This is a genomic window from Aquabacterium sp. J223 (assembly GCF_024666615.1).
Lineage (GTDB): Bacteria > Pseudomonadota > Gammaproteobacteria > Burkholderiales > Burkholderiaceae_C > J223.
Genome location: NZ_CP088297.1, coordinates 3,292,476 through 3,312,389, shown reverse-complemented (window position 1 = coordinate 3,312,389; position 19,914 = coordinate 3,292,476). Strand labels below are relative to the sequence as shown.

At 71.8% G+C, this 19,914-nt stretch carries 18 protein-coding genes, 1 tRNA gene and 2 pseudogenes; 9 read left to right on the top strand and 12 right to left on the bottom strand.

Features of this window, described 5'->3' with window-relative positions:
* Positions 1 to 131 precede the first annotated feature (131 nt).
* Positions 132 to 1,328 carry a CaiB/BaiF CoA transferase family protein gene (locus LRS07_RS15770; protein ID WP_260498929.1) on the top strand — a complete coding sequence of 399 codons (1,197 nt, stop codon included), beginning with the start codon at positions 132 to 134 and terminating at the stop codon, positions 1,326 to 1,328.
* Positions 1,325 to 2,305, top strand: a complete 981-nt coding sequence (locus tag LRS07_RS15765; RefSeq protein ID WP_260498928.1) for a hydroxymethylglutaryl-CoA lyase — start codon at positions 1,325 to 1,327, stop codon at positions 2,303 to 2,305. Before LRS07_RS15770 ends, LRS07_RS15765 begins: the two co-directional genes overlap by 4 nt.
* Here LRS07_RS15765 and LRS07_RS15760 read toward each other — a convergent pair.
* The 8 genes from LRS07_RS15760 to LRS07_RS15730 form a co-directional block, all read right to left on the bottom strand.
* Positions 2,277 to 2,561, bottom strand: coding sequence for a hypothetical protein (locus LRS07_RS15760; protein WP_260498927.1), 285 nt, complete (start codon positions 2,559 to 2,561; stop codon positions 2,277 to 2,279). The two genes, LRS07_RS15765 and LRS07_RS15760, sit on opposite strands and share 29 nt — an antisense overlap.
* Complete coding sequence (locus LRS07_RS22055) at positions 2,542 to 2,730, bottom strand: CrpP-related protein (protein ID WP_312028379.1); 189 nt, start codon at positions 2,728 to 2,730, stop codon at positions 2,542 to 2,544. Before LRS07_RS22055 ends, LRS07_RS15760 begins: the two co-directional genes overlap by 20 nt.
* Before the next feature lie 286 nt (positions 2,731 to 3,016).
* The gene (locus tag LRS07_RS15755; protein ID WP_409450552.1) at positions 3,017 to 4,345 is read right to left on the bottom strand and encodes a lytic murein transglycosylase; all 1,329 of its coding nucleotides are present in this window, start codon (positions 4,343 to 4,345) and stop codon (positions 3,017 to 3,019) included.
* A gap of 70 nt (positions 4,346 to 4,415) precedes the next feature.
* On the bottom strand, positions 4,416 to 7,202 hold the full coding sequence (locus LRS07_RS15750; RefSeq protein WP_260498926.1) for a PAS domain-containing protein: 2,787 nt from the start codon (positions 7,200 to 7,202) through the stop codon (positions 4,416 to 4,418).
* A gap of 191 nt (positions 7,203 to 7,393) precedes the next feature.
* Positions 7,394 to 8,032, bottom strand: a complete 639-nt coding sequence (locus LRS07_RS15745) for a flavin reductase family protein (protein WP_260498925.1) — start codon at positions 8,030 to 8,032, stop codon at positions 7,394 to 7,396.
* Positions 8,033 to 8,043: 11 nt separating this feature from the next.
* Positions 8,044 to 9,147 (bottom strand): BMP family ABC transporter substrate-binding protein, encoded by a 1,104-nt coding sequence (locus tag LRS07_RS15740; protein WP_260498924.1) that lies wholly within the window; start codon positions 9,145 to 9,147, stop codon positions 8,044 to 8,046.
* A gap of 14 nt (positions 9,148 to 9,161) precedes the next feature.
* Positions 9,162 to 10,121: a DUF1989 domain-containing protein gene (locus LRS07_RS15735; protein ID WP_260498923.1), complete on the bottom strand. Its 960-nt coding sequence runs from the start codon at positions 10,119 to 10,121 to the stop codon at positions 9,162 to 9,164.
* Complete coding sequence (locus LRS07_RS15730; protein ID WP_260498922.1) at positions 10,118 to 10,267, bottom strand: hypothetical protein; 150 nt, start codon at positions 10,265 to 10,267, stop codon at positions 10,118 to 10,120. The genes LRS07_RS15735 and LRS07_RS15730 overlap by 4 nt, the downstream gene beginning before the upstream one ends.
* Positions 10,268 to 10,377: 110 nt before the next feature.
* On the opposite strand from LRS07_RS15730, the gene LRS07_RS15725 reads away from it, so the two are divergent.
* Positions 10,378 to 11,139, top strand: coding sequence for a GntR family transcriptional regulator (locus LRS07_RS15725; protein WP_260498921.1), 762 nt, complete (start codon positions 10,378 to 10,380; stop codon positions 11,137 to 11,139).
* Between the two features lie 25 nt (positions 11,140 to 11,164).
* On the opposite strand, the gene LRS07_RS15720 is transcribed toward LRS07_RS15725, so the two are convergent.
* Positions 11,165 to 12,154, bottom strand: coding sequence for a Bug family tripartite tricarboxylate transporter substrate binding protein (locus LRS07_RS15720; RefSeq protein WP_260498920.1), 990 nt, complete (start codon positions 12,152 to 12,154; stop codon positions 11,165 to 11,167).
* A 43-nt stretch (positions 12,155 to 12,197) separates the two neighbouring features.
* On the opposite strand from LRS07_RS15720, the pseudogene LRS07_RS22050 reads away from it, so the two are divergent.
* Together LRS07_RS22050 and LRS07_RS22045 are read left to right on the top strand one after the other, a co-directional pair.
* Positions 12,198 to 12,545: pseudogene (locus LRS07_RS22050) on the top strand (aspartate/glutamate racemase family protein); the annotation flags it as partial.
* Between the two features lie 70 nt (positions 12,546 to 12,615).
* Positions 12,616 to 12,978 (top strand): aspartate/glutamate racemase family protein, encoded by a 363-nt coding sequence (locus LRS07_RS22045; protein WP_312028307.1) that lies wholly within the window; start codon positions 12,616 to 12,618, stop codon positions 12,976 to 12,978.
* A gap of 201 nt (positions 12,979 to 13,179) precedes the next feature.
* On the opposite strand, the gene LRS07_RS15710 is transcribed toward LRS07_RS22045, so the two are convergent.
* Positions 13,180 to 14,082: a LysR family transcriptional regulator gene (locus tag LRS07_RS15710; RefSeq protein WP_260498919.1), complete on the bottom strand. Its 903-nt coding sequence runs from the start codon at positions 14,080 to 14,082 to the stop codon at positions 13,180 to 13,182.
* 128 nt (positions 14,083 to 14,210) lie between these two features.
* On the opposite strand from LRS07_RS15710, the gene LRS07_RS15705 reads away from it, so the two are divergent.
* The 3 genes from LRS07_RS15705 to LRS07_RS15695 are packed head-to-tail and all read left to right on the top strand — an operon-like array spanning position 14,211 to position 16,286.
* Positions 14,211 to 14,888: a type 1 glutamine amidotransferase domain-containing protein gene (locus tag LRS07_RS15705; RefSeq protein WP_260498918.1), complete on the top strand. Its 678-nt coding sequence runs from the start codon at positions 14,211 to 14,213 to the stop codon at positions 14,886 to 14,888.
* Entirely contained in the window at positions 14,888 to 15,229 is a 342-nt protein-coding gene (locus LRS07_RS15700; RefSeq protein ID WP_260498917.1) for an antibiotic biosynthesis monooxygenase family protein, read from the top strand. Before LRS07_RS15705 ends, LRS07_RS15700 begins: the two co-directional genes overlap by 1 nt.
* A gap of 28 nt (positions 15,230 to 15,257) precedes the next feature.
* The gene (locus tag LRS07_RS15695; RefSeq protein ID WP_260502133.1) at positions 15,258 to 16,286 is read left to right on the top strand and encodes an aldo/keto reductase; all 1,029 of its coding nucleotides are present in this window, start codon (positions 15,258 to 15,260) and stop codon (positions 16,284 to 16,286) included.
* Positions 16,287 to 16,890: 604 nt separating this feature from the next.
* Here the strand turns inward: LRS07_RS15695 and LRS07_RS15690 are convergent.
* Positions 16,891 to 18,727: pseudogene (locus LRS07_RS15690) on the bottom strand (glutamine--tRNA ligase/YqeY domain fusion protein); the annotation flags it as partial.
* 595 nt (positions 18,728 to 19,322) lie between these two features.
* Positions 19,323 to 19,628, bottom strand: a complete 306-nt coding sequence (locus LRS07_RS15685) for a 2TM domain-containing protein (protein WP_260498916.1) — start codon at positions 19,626 to 19,628, stop codon at positions 19,323 to 19,325.
* A 177-nt stretch (positions 19,629 to 19,805) separates the two neighbouring features.
* Here LRS07_RS15685 and LRS07_RS15680 point away from each other — a divergent pair.
* Positions 19,806 to 19,901, top strand: a tRNA-Sec gene (locus tag LRS07_RS15680).
* Positions 19,902 to 19,914 lie beyond the last annotated feature (13 nt).

The following is a 19,914-nucleotide window of genomic DNA, read 5'->3' as shown; positions in this document are numbered from 1 at the left end:
TCGCGAACCGGTCATTCCGCCGCGCCCGGGCGATGACCAGAATCGCACCATCAACCCATCGTGCCCCAGCCGCGGGCGAAGCCCGTCGAGGAACGCGGCGCGACCCTGGATCGAAGCGAGAGGAGCGAGAGATGCAACCGCAAGCCCTGCAGGGCCTGAAGGTCGTCGAGATGGGCCAGCTCATTGCCGGACCGTTCGCCGGCAAGACGCTCGGCGACTTCGGCGCCGACGTGGTCAAGATCGAGCCGCCGGGCGCCGGCGACCCGCTGCGCAACTGGCGGCTGATCCAGGACGGCACCTCCGTCTGGTGGCAGGTGCAGTCGCGCAACAAGCGCTCGGTGGCGCTGGACCTGCGCAGCCGCGAAGGCCAGGACATCGCCAGGAAGCTCATCGCCCAGGCCGACGTGCTGGTCGAGAACTTCCGCCCCGGCACGCTGGAGGGCTGGGGCATGGGCTACGACGAGCTGTCCAGGCACAACCCGGGGCTGATCATGCTGCGCATCAGCGGCTACGGGCAGACCGGCCCCTGCCGCGACCTGCCGGGCTTCGGCGCCATCGGCGAGGCCATGGGCGGCCTGCGCCACCTGACCGGCGAGCCGGGCCGGGTGCCGGTGCGCTGCGGCATCTCCATCGGCGACACGCTGGCCGCGCTGCACGGCGTCATCGGCGTGCTGACGGCGCTCTACCACCGCAAGGTGAACGGCGGCAAGGGCCAGGTCATCGACGTGGCATTGCACGAGGCGGTGTTCAACGTCATGGAGAGCCTGGTCCCCGAGTACAGCGCCTTCGGCGTGGTGCGCGAGCCGGCGGGCTCCGCCCTGCCGGGCATCGCGCCGAGCAATGCCTACCGCTGTGCCGACGGCGGCGTGGTGCTGGTCGCCGGCAACGGCGACAGCATCTTCAAGCGGTTGATGACGGCCATCGGCCGCGACGACTTGGGGCAAGACCCGGCGCTGGCCGACAACACCGGCCGCGTCGAGCGGGTGGACGAGCTGGACGCCGCGATCGAGGCCTGGACGCTGCAGCACCCCACCGACCAGGTGCTGGCCGTGCTGGGCGAGGCCAAGGTGCCGGCCGGCCGGGCCTACACCGCCAAGGACATCGTCGAGGACCCGCACTACCGGGCGCGCGACATGATCCTGAAGCAGACCACGCGCGACGGCCATGTGGTCGACGTGCCGGGCATCGTGCCCAAGCTGCTCGGCACGCCGGGCGCGGTGCGCTCGTCGGCGCCGAAGCTGGGCGACGACACCGACGCCGTGCTGGGCGAGATCGGCTTCTCGCAGCAGGACATCGCCGCCCTGCGCGGCAGGAAGGTGGTGGCATGACGAACGACGTGTGGAACGGCGGCGGGCGGCGCCTCCACCTGCAGGAGGTCGGCACCCGCGACGGCCTGCAGGTCGAGGCGCAGTTCGTGCCCACCGAGGACAAGATCGCGCTGGTCAACGCGCTGGCCGATGCCGGCCTGGCCAAGATCGAGGTCACCTCCTTCGTCAGCCCCAAGGCCATCCCGCAGCTGCGCGACGCCGAGATCGTGCTGCGCGAGATCCACCGCCGGCCCGGCGTGGTCTACAGCGCGCTGGTGCCCAACGCGCGCGGCGCCGAGCGGGCGGTGGAATCGAAGGCCGACGAGCTGAACCTGGTGATGTCCGCCACCGCCAGCCACAACCTCACCAACCTGCGCATGACGCAGGCGCAGAGCTTCGCCGCGCTGAAGGACACCGCGGCGGTGGCGCGCGAGGCCGGCGTGCCCATCAACGTGTCGCTGTCGTGCTGCTTCGGCTGCCCGATGGAAGGCGACGTCGCCGAGGACGTGGTGCTGGACTGGTGCGCGCGGTACGTGCAGGAGATGGGCAGCGACGGCATCAGCCTGTGCGACACCACCGGCATGGCCTACCCGACGCAGGTGGAGCGGCTGACCCGCGCCTTCCGCCGGCGCTTCCCGCACACCCAACTGACCCTGCACTTCCACAACACCCGCGGCATGGGCCTGGCCAACGTGCTGGCCGGCATCGCCGCCGGTGCCGACCGCTTCGACGCCAGCGTCGGCGGCATCGGCGGCTGCCCCTACGCGCCCGGCGCGACGGGCAATGTCTGCACCGAGGAGATCGCCCACGCGCTGGCGCTGATGGGCTACGACACCGGAGTGGACCTGGAGCGCCTGCTCGCCGCCGGCCGCCGCCTGCCCGGACTCATCGGCCACGACATCCCCAGCCAGCTGGTCAAGGCCGGCCGGCGGCTGGACCTGCACCCGCGGCCGGCCGACTTCGAGGCCATCAAGGCGCGGGCCGAGGCACGCGGTTGATACCGGCGCCCGGGCCGCAGTGCCCGGCCTCGTCGGGGCCGACGTGCACCGGCAGGTCGTACTCGCGACCGATCAGCGCGCGGGCCAGCAGGTAGCGCACCCGACCCTGCTCGCCCAGGCCGTCGAGGTCGACCATGCCATGGTCGTTGCAGGGCACCCGCATGGCGGGCCCGCCGCTGAGCGAGGCGTAGATCAGCACATGCTCCTGGGCCGCCGGCGTCGGAGCGGCGGCCGGGTCAGGTGCGGGATTGAGCATCGAAGCCCTCTTGCCACGCATCGTGGCGCGCCTCCCACTGGCCCTGCGGCTCGCCGGTGACCGAGGCGGTGTTCTGCGGCTCCAGCATCGGGTTGGTCTTGGGGGCGTCGCCGCGGGCCGCCGCCTTGGCGCCCTGGCGTTCGAGTTCGGCGCGCTCGCGGTCGCACAGCAGGTCGTTCGCCGTGGCGGCGTCGGGTCGCGGGTCGGTGGGGACGGTATCGGTCAGGGCAGGTCCTTCAACTCAGGGGAACAGGCCGGCGTTCGAACGCGAGGCAGCCGTCACACGGTACACCCACCGCCGGTGTCCCTTCTGCCGCCGCGAGGTTGCGCCGCCACAGTGGACGGCCACCTCGGGCGGCGGCTGCGTGCCGCCGCCCGACCGCGGGGGTGCGCGGCCGGCTGGGCCAGCTGTTGCGGGCGAGGGCACCCCCGGCGTTGCCGACCGGGCGGCCGGTTCAGGGCAGCAGCCGCTGCAGCAGGGCCGCATCGGCAAAGCCGTCCGGCGGCAGGCCGACGCTGCGCTGGAAGCGCCGCACCGCGTCACGGGTGGCGGGGCCGAGCAGGCCGTCGGCCGCACCGCTGTCGAAGCCGCGGTCGTTGAGCGCGGTCTGCAGCGCGATCACCTCGCTGCGGGCCAGGGGCCGCAGCTCGCGCGGCCAGGCGGCCTGCACGCCGGGCCCGTCGGCGAGGCGCTGCGCCAGCAGGCCGATGGCCAGCGCATAGGCGGCCGCGTTGTTGTAGCGCAGGATGGCGCGGAAATTGGGCCCGACCAGGAAGGCCGGGCCGCGCGCGCCGGCCGGCAGCAGCACCGAGGCGTCGGCCAGCGTCGCGGGAAGGGGGCCGCCGTCCGCGGTGCGCAGGCCCTCGGCCATCCACTCGTCGGCCGACCGGCGCAGCCGGTCGTCGGCCCGCAGCAGGTCGAAGCCGGGCGGCAGGCGCACCTCGACGCCCCAGGGTTGCCCGGCCTGCCAGCCGACGCGCGACAGGAAGTTCGCGGTGGACGCGACGACATCGGCGGTGCTGCCCCACAGGTCGCGCCGGCCGTCGCCGTCGGCGTCCACCGCGTAGGCGAGGAAGTTGGTGGGCAGGAACTGGGTCTGGCCCATGGCGCCGGCCCAGGAGCCGACCATGCGGTCGTGGTCGATGTCACCGGCCTGCACGATGCGCAGCGCGGCCAGCAGCTGGTCCTCGGCCCAGGCACGTCGGCGGCCGTCGAAGGCCAGCGTGGCCAGCGCGTCCAGCGTCGGGACGTCGCCGACGTTCCGGCCGTAGTTGCTCTCCAGCCCCGAGATGGCGACGACCACCTCGGCCGGCACGCCGTGGCGTTCGGCCAGGGCCGGTGCCTCGGCCCGGACCTGCTGCAGCCGTTCCCTGCCGCGCGCCACCCGCTGGGGCGAGACCGCGCTGTCCAGGTAGTCCCAGACCGTGCGTGTGAACTCGGGCTGCGCGCGGTCCAGCTCGACCACGCGCGGCAGCGGTTGCACCGGGTCGAGCGCGGCGCGCAACGTCGCCTCGGTGATGCCCGAGGCCGCGGCCCGGGCGCGGAAGGCGCTGCGCCAGGCGCCGAAGGCGGCGCTCGGGCCGGCGTCGGCACCTGCGACGGCGGGCGCGGGCGAGGGCGCGGGTGGCGCGGCGGCGGACGGTGCGGCGGCGGTCGGGGCGCCCGGGGCGGTGGTGCAGCCGGCCAGAGCGGCCAGAGCGGCCAGAGCGGCGAGGGCGGCGAGGGCGGCGAGGGCGGCCAGACGCCGGGCCGGGCGGGCGACAGGCAGGAAGGGCAAGGTCATGGGCCGGGACGGTACCGCGGTGGTGGAACGGGCAGGGCCCGCAGCCACCGTGCCCGTCAGCCGCCGGCGGTCAGCCGCCGGCCACCCGGTCCAGCCAGGCCAGCAATTCGGCCGTCTCCACGGGTTTGACGAAGTGGACCAGGCCCTGCGCCTGGGACGCCTGGAGGTCCTGCGGCTGGCCATAGCCGCTGACCACCGCGATGGTGACGGCCTGCAGCCCCGGCAGCAGGCGCAGCCGCCGGGCGAGGGTGCGGCCGTCGAGGTCCGGCAGGCCGATGTCCAGCAGGCAGACCTGCGGCCGCAACCGGGTCGCCGTCTCCAGCGCGGCGACGGCGCGGCGCTCGACGTGCACCTCGTGGCCCAGGTCGCGCAGCAGCAGGCCCAGCGACTCGCCGGCGTCCGGGTTGTCGTCGACCACCAGCACGCGCAGGCCGGTGACCGCCGGCAGACCGCCGGCGGTCGTCGTCGCGGTCGCCGTGGCCGCGCCGTGCGCCGCCAGCGGCAGCACCACCAGCAGCTCGCTGCCGTGGCCGGGTCCTTCGCTGTGGCCCGACACGCTGCCGCCGTGCAGCTCGACGATGCGCCGCACCAGGGCCAGGCCGATGCCCAGGCCGCCCTGGCTGCGGTCGGGCGTGCGTTCGCCCTGCACGAAGAGGTCGAACATGCGCGACAGCAGGGCCGGCGTCATGCCCAGGCCGTTGTCGCGCACCGAGACCACCACCTGCCCGTCCTCCAGCCGGGCGCCGACGTGGATGCGGCCCTCGCGCGGGGTGTACTTGCCGGCGTTGTTGAGCAGGTTGGCGAAGACCTGCACCAGGCGGTTGCGGTCGCCGAGCACCGAGAGCGGCCCGCTGCCGGCGTCGATCGACACCCGGTGCGCCTGTGCATCCATCAGCGGGCGGGTCTGCTCCAGCGCCTCGGCGAGCACGCTGCGCAGGTCCACCGGCTGGCGGACCAGCGCCACCAGCCCGCTGGTGACGCGCGACACGTCGAGCAGGTCGTCGACCAGGCCGCGCATGTGCGCCGCCTGGCGGGCGATCAGCGCGCCGATGTGGCGGACGCGCACGGGGTCGTCGGCGACCCGCGGCAGCAGCGCCGCCGACGAGGTGATCGGTGACAGCGGGTTGCGCAGTTCGTGCGCCAGCATGGCCAGGAACTCGTCCTTGCGGCGGTCTTCCTCGCGCAGCATCTCCTGCGCGCGCACCTGGTCGTGGATGTCGGTGCAGGTGCCCATCCAGCGCACGATATGGCCCCTTTCGTCGCGCACCGCCAGGGCACGGCCGAGCACCCAGCGGTACTCGCCGGAGTGGTGCCGCAGCCGGTACTCGATCTCGTACGGATCGCCGGTGCCCAGCGAATGCTGCCAGCGGTTCCAGGCCCGCACCTGGTCCTCGGGGTGGAACATGCCGTTCCAGGCCTCGCCGTCGGTGGAGCCGTCGGGCACGCCGGTGAAGGCGTACCACTGCTGGTTGTAGTAGTCGTGGAAGCCGTCCGGTCGGGTCGACCACACCATCTGCGGCATCGCCTCGGCGATGGTGCGGAAGCGCGCCTCGCTCTGGCGCAGGGCGTTCTCGACCTCGACCTGTGCGGTGATGTCGATCTGCGCGACGACGGCGTTGACGATGTGGCCGTCGTCGTCGCGGACGGGCTTCGCGTGCAGCAGCATCGTGCGGCGGCGCGGCGGGTCGTCGAAGGTCTCGATCTCGATGACCTGGCTGCGCACGTCCTCGCCCCGCAGCGCGCGGGCGAGCGGCCAGTCCTCGGGCTGCAGCGGCTGGCCGTGCCGGGGCCCGTCGTCGGCCCACCAGCCCTTGAAGTCGGCGTAGTCGGCCACCGACGCCGGCGACGGGTAGGGGCCCCACAGCTGCCGGTTCTCCGCGCTGGCCAGCAGCAGGCGCCCCTCGCGGTCGACGAAGGCGATGCCCAGCGGGGTGGATTCCAGCAGCGCCTCGACCTGGCGCCGCTGCAGCGACAGGGTGCGCGCCGCCTCCAGCAGCGCCTGTTCGCGGTCGCGCAGGCGGCGCAGCGTGCGCTGGTGGTCGGTCACGTCGTGGCCGACGACGAGGATGCCGTTGATCGCGCCGCTTTCGTCGCGCATCGGCTGGAAGACGAAGTCGACGAAGGCCTCGTCCAGCCCCGGGCGGCCGCTGCGCCGCAGCCGCAGCGGGGTGGCCCGGCCGATGTAGGGCGCACCGGTGCGGTAGACCTCGTCGAGCACGCCGACCCAGCCCTGCTCGGTCACCTCCGGAATGGCGTCGCGCACCCGCCGGCCGATGATCTCGCCGCGGCCGACGAAATCGAGGTAGGCCGGGTTGGCGTGCACGTAGACATGCTCCGGGCCGCTCAGCACCGCGATGAAGTTGGGTGCCTGCTCGAACATCTGCAGCAGGCGCTCGGCCTCGGCCGCGCGCGCCTGGTCGGCCCGCACGGCCGTGGTGGTCTCGAAGGCGGTGGAGAAGAAGCCGTCCACCGAGCCGTCGGCCGCCAGCACCGGGTTCCAGACGAAGGAGAACCAGGCCGTCTCGTCGCGACCGTCGCGGCGCGCGTGGAAGGGGGTGTCGATGCCGTGCTGGCCGTGGCCGGCGTAGACCTGCCGCAGCATCACGTCCAGCTCGGGGCCGACCTCCGGCCAGACCTCGCGGAACGGACGTCCCATGGCCGCGGGGTGCTTGTCCCGCAGCACGTCGGCGTAGCGGTCGTTGTAGAGCAGGTGCGCCTGCGGGCCCCAGCAGATGAACATCGGCCCCTGGCAGCGCTGCATGGAGGCGACCAGCGCCGCGAGCACCGGTGGCCATTGGGCCGGAGGCCCCAGCGGGTGCGCCGACCAGTCCTGCCCTTCGAGCAGGGCGGTGGTCAAGGACGGACGGCGTGGCGCCGCCGCCTCGCCGCCGGTGATTCCAGCTTCAACCATGCCGATCAAAAGGGCGTCGGCCGCACCCCACGGCCGGGATCGCCGGACATCGGCGTGTTGATTCGGATGGTAGCGGCTGGCCGGTGCGCTGACTGTCAGGAGATCGAGACGGGTGAGGCCGCCCCCTCGAGCAGGGGTCAGATCTCGTCGATCGGCGTGGCGGTCGGCGTCGGGCCGCCCGCCTCGTCGCCGATGGCGAAGCGGTCGCGGCTGCGCACGTAGAAGCTGGCGCCGAAACGGCCCACCGGGTGGTAGTCCTGCAGCCGCACGCGCCAGCGTTCGGTGTCGATCAGGCCGTCGCGGGCGTGCAGCCACAGCACCTGGCCGATGAAGATCTGGCGGCTCTCGGTCTCCAGCAGTTCCCACAGCCGGCATTCGAAGGCGACCGGCGCCTCGACGATGCGCGGCGGCGACACCGCCTTGGACGGCGCGGCGTGCAGGCCGACGTGGTCGAGCTCGCTCTGGTGGGCGGGAATGGCCTCGCCGCAGCGGTGCATCTGCGCGGCGATGGCCTCGTCGGCCAGGTGCACGACGAACTCGCGCCGGGCCACGATGTTGGCCGCGGTGTCCTTCAGCCGGCCGTCCTGCAGCCGGTTGATGCTGAGCATGACGATCGGCGGCTCCTCGCCCAGCATGTTGAACATGCTGAACGGGGCGGCGTTGACGACGCCGTCGGGGCCCAGCGTGGTGACCAGCGCGATCGGCCGCGGCACGATCAGGCTGGCCATCAGCTTGTAGCGCTGGTACTCGGTCAGGGCGGCGAAGTCGATGTCCATTCAGCGTGGCCTCAGATTTTTCCCGCCACCCCCTCGATGAGGAAGTCCATGCGGTCCAGCACCGGATCGTAGTTGCCGTAGCCCTTGTCGAGCACCACCTTGCCGGTGTTGCTCCTGACCTCCCCGGTCCAGATCGGCTTGCCGGCCTTGAGGTCGGCGATGGCGGCCGTGGCGGCGTTGCGCGCCTTCTCGCTGGCGCCGGCGCCGAAGGGGGTGCTCTGCACCATGTCCTTGTCGTAGCCGCCGAAGAACTGGTTGGGCAGCGTCTCGCCGCGGCCGATGGCGGCGGCGAAGGACTTGTACACCGTCTCCCACTTGTTCTCGGCGCCGGTGATGAAGCCCTTGGGCGCCAGCCGCGCCTGGGAGGCGTTGTGGCCCAGCGTCTTGGCGCCGCGGCGCTCGGCGGTCTCGATCACGATCTTCGGGCTGTCCACATGGCTGGCGATGACGTCGCAGCCGGCGCCGATCAGCGCGTTGGTGGCCTCGGCCTCGCGCACGGGCAGCGACCACTCGCCGGTGATGATGAGCTGCACCGTGGCGTTGGGGTTCACCCGCTTCACGCCGAGGGTGAAGGTGTTGATGTTGCGCAGCACGATGGCGATGGGCTTGGCCGCGATGAAGCCGATCTTGTTCGACGTGGTCGACAGCCCGGCGGCGATGCCGTTGACGTAGTGCGCCTGGTCGAGGAAGCAGAAGTAGCCGCCGAGGTTCATCGGGTGCTTGTCGGCCGACCACAGCGAGGTGGGGTGGCGGAACTGCACCTTGGGGTACTTCTTCGCCGCCTCGATCATGAAGGGGTCGAAGTAGCCGAACGAGGTGCCGAACACCAGCGAGGCGCCATCGGCCTGCACCATGCTCTCGATGGTCTTGCGCACGGCCACCGTCTCCGGCACGTTCTCCTCCTCGAACACTTTCACGCCGGGCACGGTGGACAGCGCCTTGGCGCCCACCGCATGGGCCTGGTTCCAGCCGTAGTCGTCGCGCGGGCCGACGTAGACGATGCCGACGGTGACGTTGGCGGCGTGGGCGGGCCTGACCAGGCCGGTGGCGAGGGCGGCGGTGCCGGCGGTCTGCGCGAGGAAGCGGCGGCGGTCGGTGCGGGCGGGACGATGCATGGCGAGGGCCTTTCTCAGGGGTTGGACGGCGACGTTGACGCGGCGCGCCGCACGCTGGGCGCGCCGTTGGGGCTGGTGACGTACTGCGTCTCCCACCAGGAGAAGAAGATGTCGCGCAGCACGGCGCCGCGGTCGCCGCGGTACAGCCCGGCGTGCTCGTAGCCGTCCAGCCACGCGAGTTCCTCGTCGGTGAGCTCGACCGCCACCTCTTCGACGGTGAGCGGCGTGCCGAGGAACTGCGGCTCATAGGCCGGGTCGCGGCGCAACTCGCGATCCGCCTTGATCACCGGGTTGCGGAAGTCGGCCGGTGTGCGCTGGCTGGCCAGCACGGGGGTGGGCGGCACCTGCGCCAGGTCGTCGTCCGAGGCGGTGTACAGCAGCACCTTCACCGGCTTGAGGAAGAAGTTGCTGGTGCGCATCACGTCGGCGCCGCAGACGTTGGGCACCGCCAGCGTGTCGATCAGCGCCAGCAGCTCGACGTGGTCGCCGGGGCCGGAGTCCTGCCGCGAGATGATCACCTCGCCGCCGGCCAGCACCTCGGTGGCCATGAAGAGGTTGAAGCTGTCGTGCGCGTCGTCCGGCGTCAGGCCGTACTCGCGCTGCGCCTCGGCCTGGATGTCGTGGCAGTTGGTGTGGTGCCGGAAGCCGTAGGTGCTTTCGTAGACGTAAGCGCTGCAGCGGGGGAACAGCACGTCGTTGCGGCCCACGCTGTCGGCCAGGATGTAGAACATCGCCCGCTCGCGCGGCGGGGCCGACCAGAGGAAGTCGCCGGTGCCGGGGTTGAAGCCATGCACGGTGCGCGTGCGACCGCAGTGCATGAACTCCTTGTAGTCGTGCAGGTTGAAGGCGTTGAAGTCCACGCACTGCCCGCCGTCGACCTGCTCGATGCGCAGCACGTGGCGCGCGGGCACTTCGACGGCCTTGCCGGTGCCCGGCTGCAGCAGCCATTCGGCGACCAGGCGGCGCGCCGTCACCGCGGCTCCTTCGCCGGTGCGGCGATGGCCGGCGCCGGCGAAGGCCGGGCGTGCTCGCGCAGCGCCCGCAGCAGCAGCGCCGCGCGATCGGGCGCGGCGCCGCCCAGGATGGTGCGGTCGAGCAGCTCGAGCTGCTGCCGGTTCAACGGGACACTGATTCGGTGCATTTGTGTATACCAAACGCTGGATGTTTCGTATCCAGCCGGGTGGGTTTAGCAAGGACGATGCCATTGCCCGATGGCATACAGTCGAGGCGATGGACAGCCCCTCCACCGCCGAGAAGGCCTACGAGACCCTGCGCCGGGCGATCATCGAGCAGGCGATTGCGCCGGGCACCCGGCTGCCGGAGGACGAACTGGCCGCGCAGTTCGGCGTCAGCCGCACGCCGATCCGCGCGGTGCTGGCGCGGCTGCAGTCCGAAGGGCTGGTGCGTGCCGGCCCGCGCCGCACCGCCACCGTCGCCGAGCCCAGCCTGAGCGAGGCGCGCAAGGTCTTCGCGGTGCGGCGCGCGCTGGAGCGCGAGGCGGTGCGGCTGGTGGCCGAGCGCTGGACCAGCGCCCACGGCCGACGGCTCGAAGGCATCGTGAAGGAGGAGGAGCACGCCCGCAAGGCGGGCGACGGCAGGGCCTCCATCCGGCTGGCCGGCGACTTCCACCTGGCGCTGGCCGAGATGGCCGACAACTTCCTGCTCGAGCGCTACCTGGGCGAGACGGTGTCGCGCTGCTCGGTCATCCTGGCGCTGCACGCCCGCCCGCATTCGGAGGACTGCGCCATCAGCGAGCACCGCCACATCATCGAGACGCTGCGCAGCGGCGCGCCGGAGGCCGCGATGGAGGCCATGGACCGGCACATCGACGCCATCGTGCAGCGCGCCTCGCTGGACGCCGAACCGGCGCCGCCGCCGGCGCTGTCCGAGGTGCTGAGCCTGTACTCGGCGCAGGTGGAGGGCACGCCGGCGAGCAGGCCGGCCGTGGGCCGGAAGGCCGGCAAGGCGCGGGGCGTGGTGCGGCGGCGCTGAGCGGGCGGCGCCGCCGCCGCCCGGCTCAGACGATCACTTCGACCTTGGCCCGCTTGGCCACCTTGGTCCAGGTGTCGATCTGCGAGCGGATGAGCTTGTTGAAGTCCTCGCCCAGCACCGGGGCCTTGCGCGGCAGGGTCTGCAGGTCCTCCAGCCGGGCCATGACGTCGGGCTTGGCCAGGATCTCGGGCATCAGCGCCGTCAGGCGCTGCACGATCGGCGCCGGCAGGTTCTTCGGCCCCGACAGGCCCAGCCACTGCGAACCGGTCATCGAGGGGAAGCCCTGTTCGGCGAAGGTCGGGATGTTGGGCAGGGCCGGCAGCCGCGCCGGGGTGGAGACGGCCAGCGCGCGCAGCGAACCGGCCTTGAGCTGCGCCACGTTGGTGGTGATGGGGTCGAACAGGCCGTCGATCTGGCCGCTGAGCAGGTCCTGCATCGCCGGCGCGCTGCCCTGGTAGGGCACGTGGTCGTGCTCGGGGGCCTGGCCGTCGAGCTTGAGCAGCTCGCCGAACAGGTGGTTGGCCGAGCCGATGCCCGACGTGCCGTAGCGCACCTGCTTGGTCTTGGCCGTCGCCACGTACTGGCCCAGGCTCTGGTAGGGCGACTGGCTGCGCACCAGCAGCACCATCGGCGCCTCCACCAGCATGGCCATGTGGGTGAAGTCGCTCACCGCGTCGAAGGGCATGGTGTTGCGCGTGGCCGGCGCGTAGATGTGCACCGACGCATGGCTGACCAGGAGCGTGTAGCCGTCGGCCGGCGCCTTGGCCACCTGGTCGGTGCCGATCAGGCCGCCGGCCCCCGGCTTGTTCTCGACCACCACCGTCTGGCCGATGGCCTGCGACAGGTGCGGCGCCATCAGCCGGGCGACGGTGTCCACCAGGCCACCGGGCGGGAACTGGGCGATCAGGCGGACAGGACCGCGGCTGGGCCAGGCGCTCTGGGCACCGACCCAGGCGGGCGTGGACACTGCGGCGGCACCGGCGGCACCAGCGGCGAGAACGAGGCGACGCTTCATCGAAGACTCCTGGCAGAAGGAGGGCCGCGCGTCCGCAGAATCCATGCCAAGATTTCCCGGCCGCCCCTCCCGTCCGATGCGCCATCTCCTGCTGATCAACCCCAACACCAGCACCGCGACCACCGACCGTTTGGTGCGGGCTTTGCGGCCGCGGCTGCCCGAAGGGGTGCACCTGTCGGTGCGCACGGCCACTTTTGGGGCGCGCTACATCGCCTGCGAGGCCAGCCATGCGGTCGCCGGCGTGGCGGTGCTCGACACCTGGGCCCAGCACGTCGCCGAGGCCGACGCCGGCTCGGCGCCGCTGGACGGGGTGCTGATCGGCTGCTTCGGCGACCCCGGGCTGTTCGCACTGCGCGAGTCCAGCGCCTGCCCGGTCACGGGCCTGGCCGAGGCGTCGTTCACCGAGGCGTCGCGCCACGGCGGCTTCGCCGTCGTCACCGGGGGGCGAGCGGTGGAAGCCGATGCTGCGGCGGCTGGCGGTGAGCCTGGGCCACGGCGAGCGGCTGCGGCACATCGAGACCGTGGCGCCCACCGGCGCGCAGCTGCAGGCCGACCCAGAGGGCGCGCTGCGGCACCTCGCAGAGGCCTGCCGCGCCGCCGCCCGGCCCGGCGTGGCCGCGATCGTGATCGGCGGTGCCGGCCTGGCGGGTTACGCCGAGGCGCTTCAGGCGCGGGTGGACCTGCCGCTCATCGACAGCGCGCACGCCGGCCTGAAGGTGCTGCTGGACGGCGCCGCGCCGCCACCGCAACGCGCCAGCGACGGCTTCGTCGCCGAGTGGAGCGCGGTCAGTCCGGGGATGGCGCGGATAGGGTCAGCTTCGTGACGGACCATCGAGGGTTGCACCAGCAGCTTGCCGGCATGTGCGGGCATGCGGCAGCGATCGAAGGGAGCAGGATCGCAGCGGCGGTGTGACGACTCTGCTGATCGGATCAGCCAGGGCATGCCCTCGGTTCGTATCGCGGCCGACTGCCCTCGACCCCGGCGCGACACTCGCGCCCCCGAACTCGTTGCCGGAAGGCGGACCTCAGTCCTCGCCCTTGGCGCTGGCCAGCAGGAAATCCCGCAGCAGCCGTGCGCTCGGACCGATGCGCCGACCGTGCACCACGAAGATCTCGAGCGGAGCGGTTTGCAACTGCGGCAGCACCTGCACCAACTCGCCCGAGGCGAGCGGCGTCGCCGCATCGTAGGCCGGCAGGCGTGCGATGCCTTCTCCGGCCAGCACGAACGCGAGGCGGGCTGCGGCGCTGTCGGTGACGATGTCGCCGTCCACGGGCACCTCGGCCTCCTGACCTGCCTGGCCCAGCCTGACCGACCGCTGGCTCGGCGGATAGAGAACCCAGCGGTGCTGCGCCAGCTCGGCGGCCGACGCCGGCGCGGGCCGGCGGCGAAGGTAGGACGGCGCGGCACACAGCATCGTCGGCTCGCTGACCAGGTGCCGGGCCACCAGGTCCGAGTCGCCCAGTGGCCCGGCCCTCACGGCCAGTTCGATGCCCTGCTGCACCAGGTCGACATTGGCGTCGCTCATCGCGACGTGTAGGCGGATGGACGGGTAGCGTCTTCGAAATGCCAGCAGGGCGGGCAGGACGCGCTTGCTGCCGAAATGGTGCGAGCAGGTGATGCGGACCTGCCCGCGTGGCTCGGCACGCAGCAACTCCATGCCGCGCATGCCGTCGTGGGCCTCGTCCAGCAGCCGTTCGCAGTGCACACGAAACGCCTCGCCTGCGGGCGTGAGGCTGAAGCTGCGCGTGCTTCGCTGCGCCAGTGGCACGCCGATCCGCGTCTCCAGAGCGCGCACGTGGTGGCTCACGACGGCACGGGTCAGGCCCAGCGCGCGGGCCCCCGCGGCGAAGCTGCCGCAGCGCACGACGGTCGCGAAGACCGCCATCCCGCGCAACTCGTCGAGGACCGACGGCAATGACTCGTCCATCGCGTCATTGTCAAATGCAGTAGGCCAATTCGTCAAACCGCGCCGGTCTACTGCTGCACCGCAGGGCTGCCTATTCTTCGCTCCATCCCGGATCCACGGGTGTCAACGCAAAGCCAAGGAGCACTGCCATGAGCCTCAAGCATGTCCTATTCGTTGTGACAAACGCCGCCGAGATCGGGCCCAACCGCCGCCCGACCGGTTTCTTCTTCCCCGAGATCGCGCATCCGGCCGAAGCGCTCGAAAGGGCGGGCATCGCCATCGAGTACGCCTCGCCGCTGGGCGGCAAGCCCTTCGAAGACGGCTACGACGCCAGCGATCCCGTGCAGGCGGCGTTCCGCAGCAGTGCGTCGTACCGTCGACTGTCGCGCAGCCGCAAGCTCTCCGAGGTGGACGTGCTCGACTACGACGCGGTCTTCTTTCCCGGCGGCCTCGGCCCGATGGTCGACATCACCGGCAATCCCGAGGTGCAGGCCGTGGTTCGCCGGGCCTGGGACGGCGACAAGGTCGTGGCCGCGGTCTGTCACGGTCCCGCGGCGCTGCTGGGCGTGACGCTGGAAGACGGGACGCCCCTGGTGCGCGGGCGCAAGATCGCCGGCTTCTCCACGGCCGAGGAAGACGGCTACGCCCGCCCCGACGTGCCCTTCGACCTCGAGACCGCCTTGCGCGCCGAGGGCGCGCTGTACGAAGCGGCGGCTCCCTGGCAGCCCAAGCTGATGGTCGACGGCCACCTGATCACCGGGCAGAACCCGGCTTCCGGCACGCTGGTCGGCGAGGCCATCGCCCACGCACTGCAGAAGGTGGCGTGATGATCGCCGGCGCACCCGTGATCGTGGTGGCGCGCTGGCAGGTGAGTGGCGATGTCGACCAGGTGCTCGACATCGTCGCCCGCCTCCGCTCGGCCTCGCTGGCCGAGCCGGGATGCCTGAGCTACGAGGCTTACCGGGCCGTCGACGCGCCGGACACCGTGCTGCTGGTGGAGCAGTACCGCGACAGCGAGGCGCTCTACGAGCACCGCGCTTCGCCGCACTACCAGCGTGAGGTGCTCGAAGGGGTGCTGCCGTTGCTGCTTGCGCGGCAGGTGCAGATCCTGCACCCTCACGACGCGCATGCCGCAGCCCCTCAGCCCACCGTCCCGCCCACGCCCTGACGGCGCTGAACATGAAAGGAACCTGAACATGGCACTGAGAGACCTTCTCCCCGGCAAGTTGGGCTTCGGCACCGCGCCGCTGGGCAACATGTTCCGTGACATCCCGGAAGCGGAGGCACGGGCGACGGTGGATGCGGCCTGGAACGACGGCATCCGCTATTTCGACAACGCGCCGTTCTACGGCGCGGGCCTGGCCGAGCTTCGCATGGGCGAGGCGCTGGCCGACCGTCCGCGCGACGAGTACGTCATCAGCACGAAGGTGGGCCGCCTGATCCTCGACGAGGTGGAGGACCCGAGCACGCGCGACCTCGGCGAAAAGGGCCAGGTGTTCCAGCACGGTCGGCCGAACCGCATCGTCAACGACTACTCGGCCGATGCCACGCTGCGCTCCATCGACGACAGCCTGCGGCGCCTGAAGACAGACCACATCGAGATCGTTTGGGTGCACGACGTGGCGCAGGACTTCTACGGCGACGAATGGCTCTCGGTCTTCGACAGCGCGCGTCGGGGCGCCTTCAAGACCCTGGACCGGCTGCGTGACGAAGGCGTCATCAAGGCTTGGGGCCTGGGCGTGAACCGCGTGGAGCCGATCGAGCTGCTGCTCGACCTGCAAGGGCCGCGGCCGGACGGCTTCCTGCTGGCGGGCCGCTACACGCTGCTCGATCACTCGCGCGCGCTGCAGCGCGTGATGCCCAAGGTGGTCGAGCGTGGCCTAAGCATCGTGGTCGGCGGGCCGTACAGCTCGGGCGCGCTGGTCGGCGGACCAAACTTCGAGTACGCGCCAGCCACGCCGGCGATCCTCCAAAGGGTTTCAGCCATCAAGGCCGTTGCCGAGCGCCACGGCGTCAGCATGAAAGCCGCCGGGCTGCAGTTCGCACTCGCCCACCCCGCCGTCGCCGCTGTGGTCCCTGGTGCCAGCCGGCCCGGGCGCATCGCCGAGGACCGCGCCGCGCTGGAGCAGGTGGTGCCGAGCGACTTCTGGCGCGAGTTGCGGGCCGGTGGCCTCGTCCACCCCGAAGCGCCGTTGCCGCTTGAGATCGGGATGGATGCGCGCTAGGCGACAAGAGCTCCAAGTGTGGTCCGCGGCTGCCTAGGCAATCGCGGGTGCGCAGGCTCCTTCCGCGCGTCAGTGCGTCGGCCCCGCTGTCGGCGAGCGAGGGGCTGATGCGGCGCTCTGGCTTTGCACGAAAGCAGCCCTCCACGAGAGGTCGCTCCTGGCCGACAGCCATCAAACAAACATCGCCTTCCCGTGTCAGCGTTCGATTGCTCCAACGGCGCGATTGTTTTGCCGGCCGGGAACTGCAGTGTGTTGCCGTCGAATCGTACCGTTGCGCCTTCGCGGCCTTTCAGCGCCTGGGGCGTGGTGTAGCCCGTGGTCTCCGCCAGATGGGCCTGGGTCAGCCAGACTGCCAACAACGCGAGCGGCATGGTGGACGGCAGGAAGACGTCGAGCATCACGTCCGTCTGCAACGCGTCCAGCTGTTCGCGCAGGCTGTGGCCGGTCTCCCTCAGCAGGTAGAGCCATGCGGCAGGGGTGAACGCCGCCTGGCCCGTTCACGGCGTTTGCGATGTTGCAGCAGCCCGATGGCGACGCCCGGCCCAGCGAACAGCGTTGCGGGGATCAGGCCGACGACCGCGACCTGTTCGGCCAGCGTGGTCACTTCCCCCCAGCCGTCCTTCAACCCCGTGATCCGGTTGAACACCGCCCGGCCCTGGCTGGGCAGGTGGTCCTTGGCGTCGCTGACGAAGTAGCCGTGGCGCTCGAACTGGAAGCGGTGGTCCGGCTTCGCGTCGGCCAGTGATGGCTCCAGGTAGGCGGTGACCACCCGCTTGGCGTCGGGGTTCAGCAGCGCCTTGAAGTCCTTGCCGCCGGCGTCGGGCTGGGGGTCGGTGAAGAGGCGGTCGTACAGGCGCACCTCGGCCGGCACCGCGTCGTGCACGCCGACCCAGGTGATCACGCCCTTGGTCTTCACCCGGTCGGCGCCGGGGGTGCCGCTCTTCGTGTCGGGGACCAGCTTGGCGTGCACCTCGGCCAGGCTGCCGTCGAAGTTCTTGCGCAGCCCGGTGCACTCGATCACGTAGCCGTACTTCAGCCGCACGGTGCTGCCCGGCAGGCGGCCGCCCTGGCCGTCGTAGCGCGGCGGGTACAGCCGGTGGTAGCCCTTGGGCGGTTCTTCCTGGAAGTCCTCGCGTTCGATCCAGACCTCGGGGCCGAGGCTGAACTGGCGCTGGCCGAGGTCGGGGTGGTGGGGGGTGGGCCGGCGCGCTGCACGGTTCCACCTGGCCGGCGCCGATCACCTCGTCCCAGTTCTGCAGCACCAGCTTCACCGGGTCGAGCACCGCCATCGCGCGCGGCGCCTTGCCCTCCAGGTCGTCGCGCAGCGCGGCGTCGAGCGTGGCGTAGTCGATCCAGCTGTAGTCCTTGGTCACGCCGATGCGCTCGCAGAAGAGCTGGATCGCCTCGGGGGTGTAGCCGCGCCGGCGCAGGCCGAGGATGGTGGGCATGCGCGGGTCGTCCCAGCCGTCGACGATGCCCTCGTCGACCAGCGCCTTGAGCTTGCGCTTGCTGGTGACCACGTAGGTCAGGTTGAGCCGCGCGAACTCGTACTGCTTGGGCAGCGGGTGCTTGAGCAGGCCGAGCGTGGCCAGGTGCTCGAGCAGCCAGTCGTAGAAGGGCCGCTGGTCCTCGAACTCCAGCGTGCACACGCTGTGGGTGATGTTCTCCAGCGCGTCCTCGATCGGGTGCGCGTAGGTGTACATCGGGTAGAGGCACCAGCGGTCGCCGGTGTTGTGGTGGGTGGCGTGCTTGATGCGGTAGATCGCCGGGTCGCGCAGGTTGATGTTGGGCGAGGCCATGTCGATCTTGGCGCGCAGCACCATCGCGCCGTCCGGATGACGGCCGTCGCGCATCTCGCGAAAGCGCGCCAGGTTCTCCTGCGGGCTGCGGCCGCGGAACGGGCTGTCGGTGCCCGGGGTGTTGAAGTCGCCGCGGCTGGCGCGCATCTGCTCGGGGGTCTGCTCGTCGACATAGGCCAGGCCGGCCTCGATCAGCGCCTCGGCCGCCCGGTACATGAAGTCGAAGTAGTCGCTGGCGTAGTAGAGGTGGCTGGTCACCACCCCGGCGCCGTTGTCGGCGTCCCAGTTGAAGCCCAGCCAGCGCACCGCGTCGACGATGGCGTCCACGTACTCCTGCTCTTCCTTCTCCGGGTTGGTGTCGTCGAAGCGCAGGTGGCACACGCCGCCGAAGTCGCGCGCCAGGCCGAAGTTCAGGCAGATGCTCTTGGCGTGGCCGACATGCAGGTAGCCGTTGGGCTCGGGCGGGAAACGCAGCCGCACCTTCGCGGGATCAGGCCCGCCCTGCGCCTGGTGCGCCGCGTCGCCCGGGCTGCCGTGCCAGGTGCGGCCGGCGTAGGTGCCCTGCGCCAGGTCGCGCTCGAGGATGCCTCGCAGGAAGTTGTGGCTGGGGGCGGGGGGCGGACGTCGAAGCAGGCTTGGCAGGGGAAGACGACATGGTGGCCGCAACGGCCCGGGGACCGGCGCTGAGGGTTGGCTGGGGTGGCCCGCCGATTCTAGGGAACGGGGCTCGCACGCCCGCCGGCCGGCGGCGCACAAGAATCTTTACAAAGCCGCTGTGAACCGGCCGGCCGGCTGCCGCGTTCGAAGCCTTGTGGCGACGCGCGCCCTGCATCTGGCAGGCGGGCCGTTCGCCAGGAGTTGCACCATGATCCGCAAGCCTTCTTCACTGCGCTGGGTCCGGGCGGCCGCCGCCGGCCTGCTGCTGGCCGGCCCCCTGGCCGCCACCTCCGCCCTGGCGGGCGGCGGCGTGAGCTGGTCCATCGGCATCGGGGTGCCCGGCGTCGTCGCCTATCCGGCGCCGGTCTACTCGGTGCCGCAGCCGGTGTACGTGCGGCCGGCCTATCCGTACGGCCCGCCGCCCTCGGTGTGGTCGCCGCCGGTGGTGGTGGCGCCGCCGCCGCCGGTCTATTACGCGCCGCCGCCGCGCTGGCACGGCGGGGCCCCGGCCATTGGCATGGCCGTGGACACGGGCATGGCCATTGGCATGGCCACGGCCACGGGCGCGGCTGGTAGTCCGTCAGCGCGCCGCGTCCCGGCGGCGCAGCCGCGCCACCTCGGCCTGCAGCCAATCGTCCTGCCGGCCGTCGGTCTGCAGGGCCAGCCAGGTGACGGCCGCGTGCACCCCGAGCCCCAGGCCCCAGCCGGCGAGCGGGAACACCGCCCAGTGCCGGCCGCCCGTCAGCGCGTCGATCAGCTGCAGGCCGGCGTTGACCAGCAGATAGACCGTGGCATGGACGGCCAGCCCCTTCTTCAGCCCCAAGCGCCGGCGGGCGCGGGCCAGCAGGGCAGGATCGACATGGGCGAGGTCTGAGGCGGGTGACATGGCGGGCTCCTGGGATGACATGGGCGCCATCGTGCCGAGCGGCGTGTCGCGACGCCCGGCCGACGCGACAGACGGCGCCTCCGTGGCGTGAAACGCCGCCGGCGCGGCGCCAGCGGCGGCTCGCCACTGCCCTTACCATGCGCCTCGCCGCCGCGCCGAAACGGTCCGGCGGCATGTGGAGGGGAAACGATCCTGGTGGGTCGGCCGGGCTTCAAACCCGGTGGGTGGCGCCACGCGCCGCCGGGTGGGTTCGACTCCCATTCCCTTCCGCCATCGCTTTTGCCGC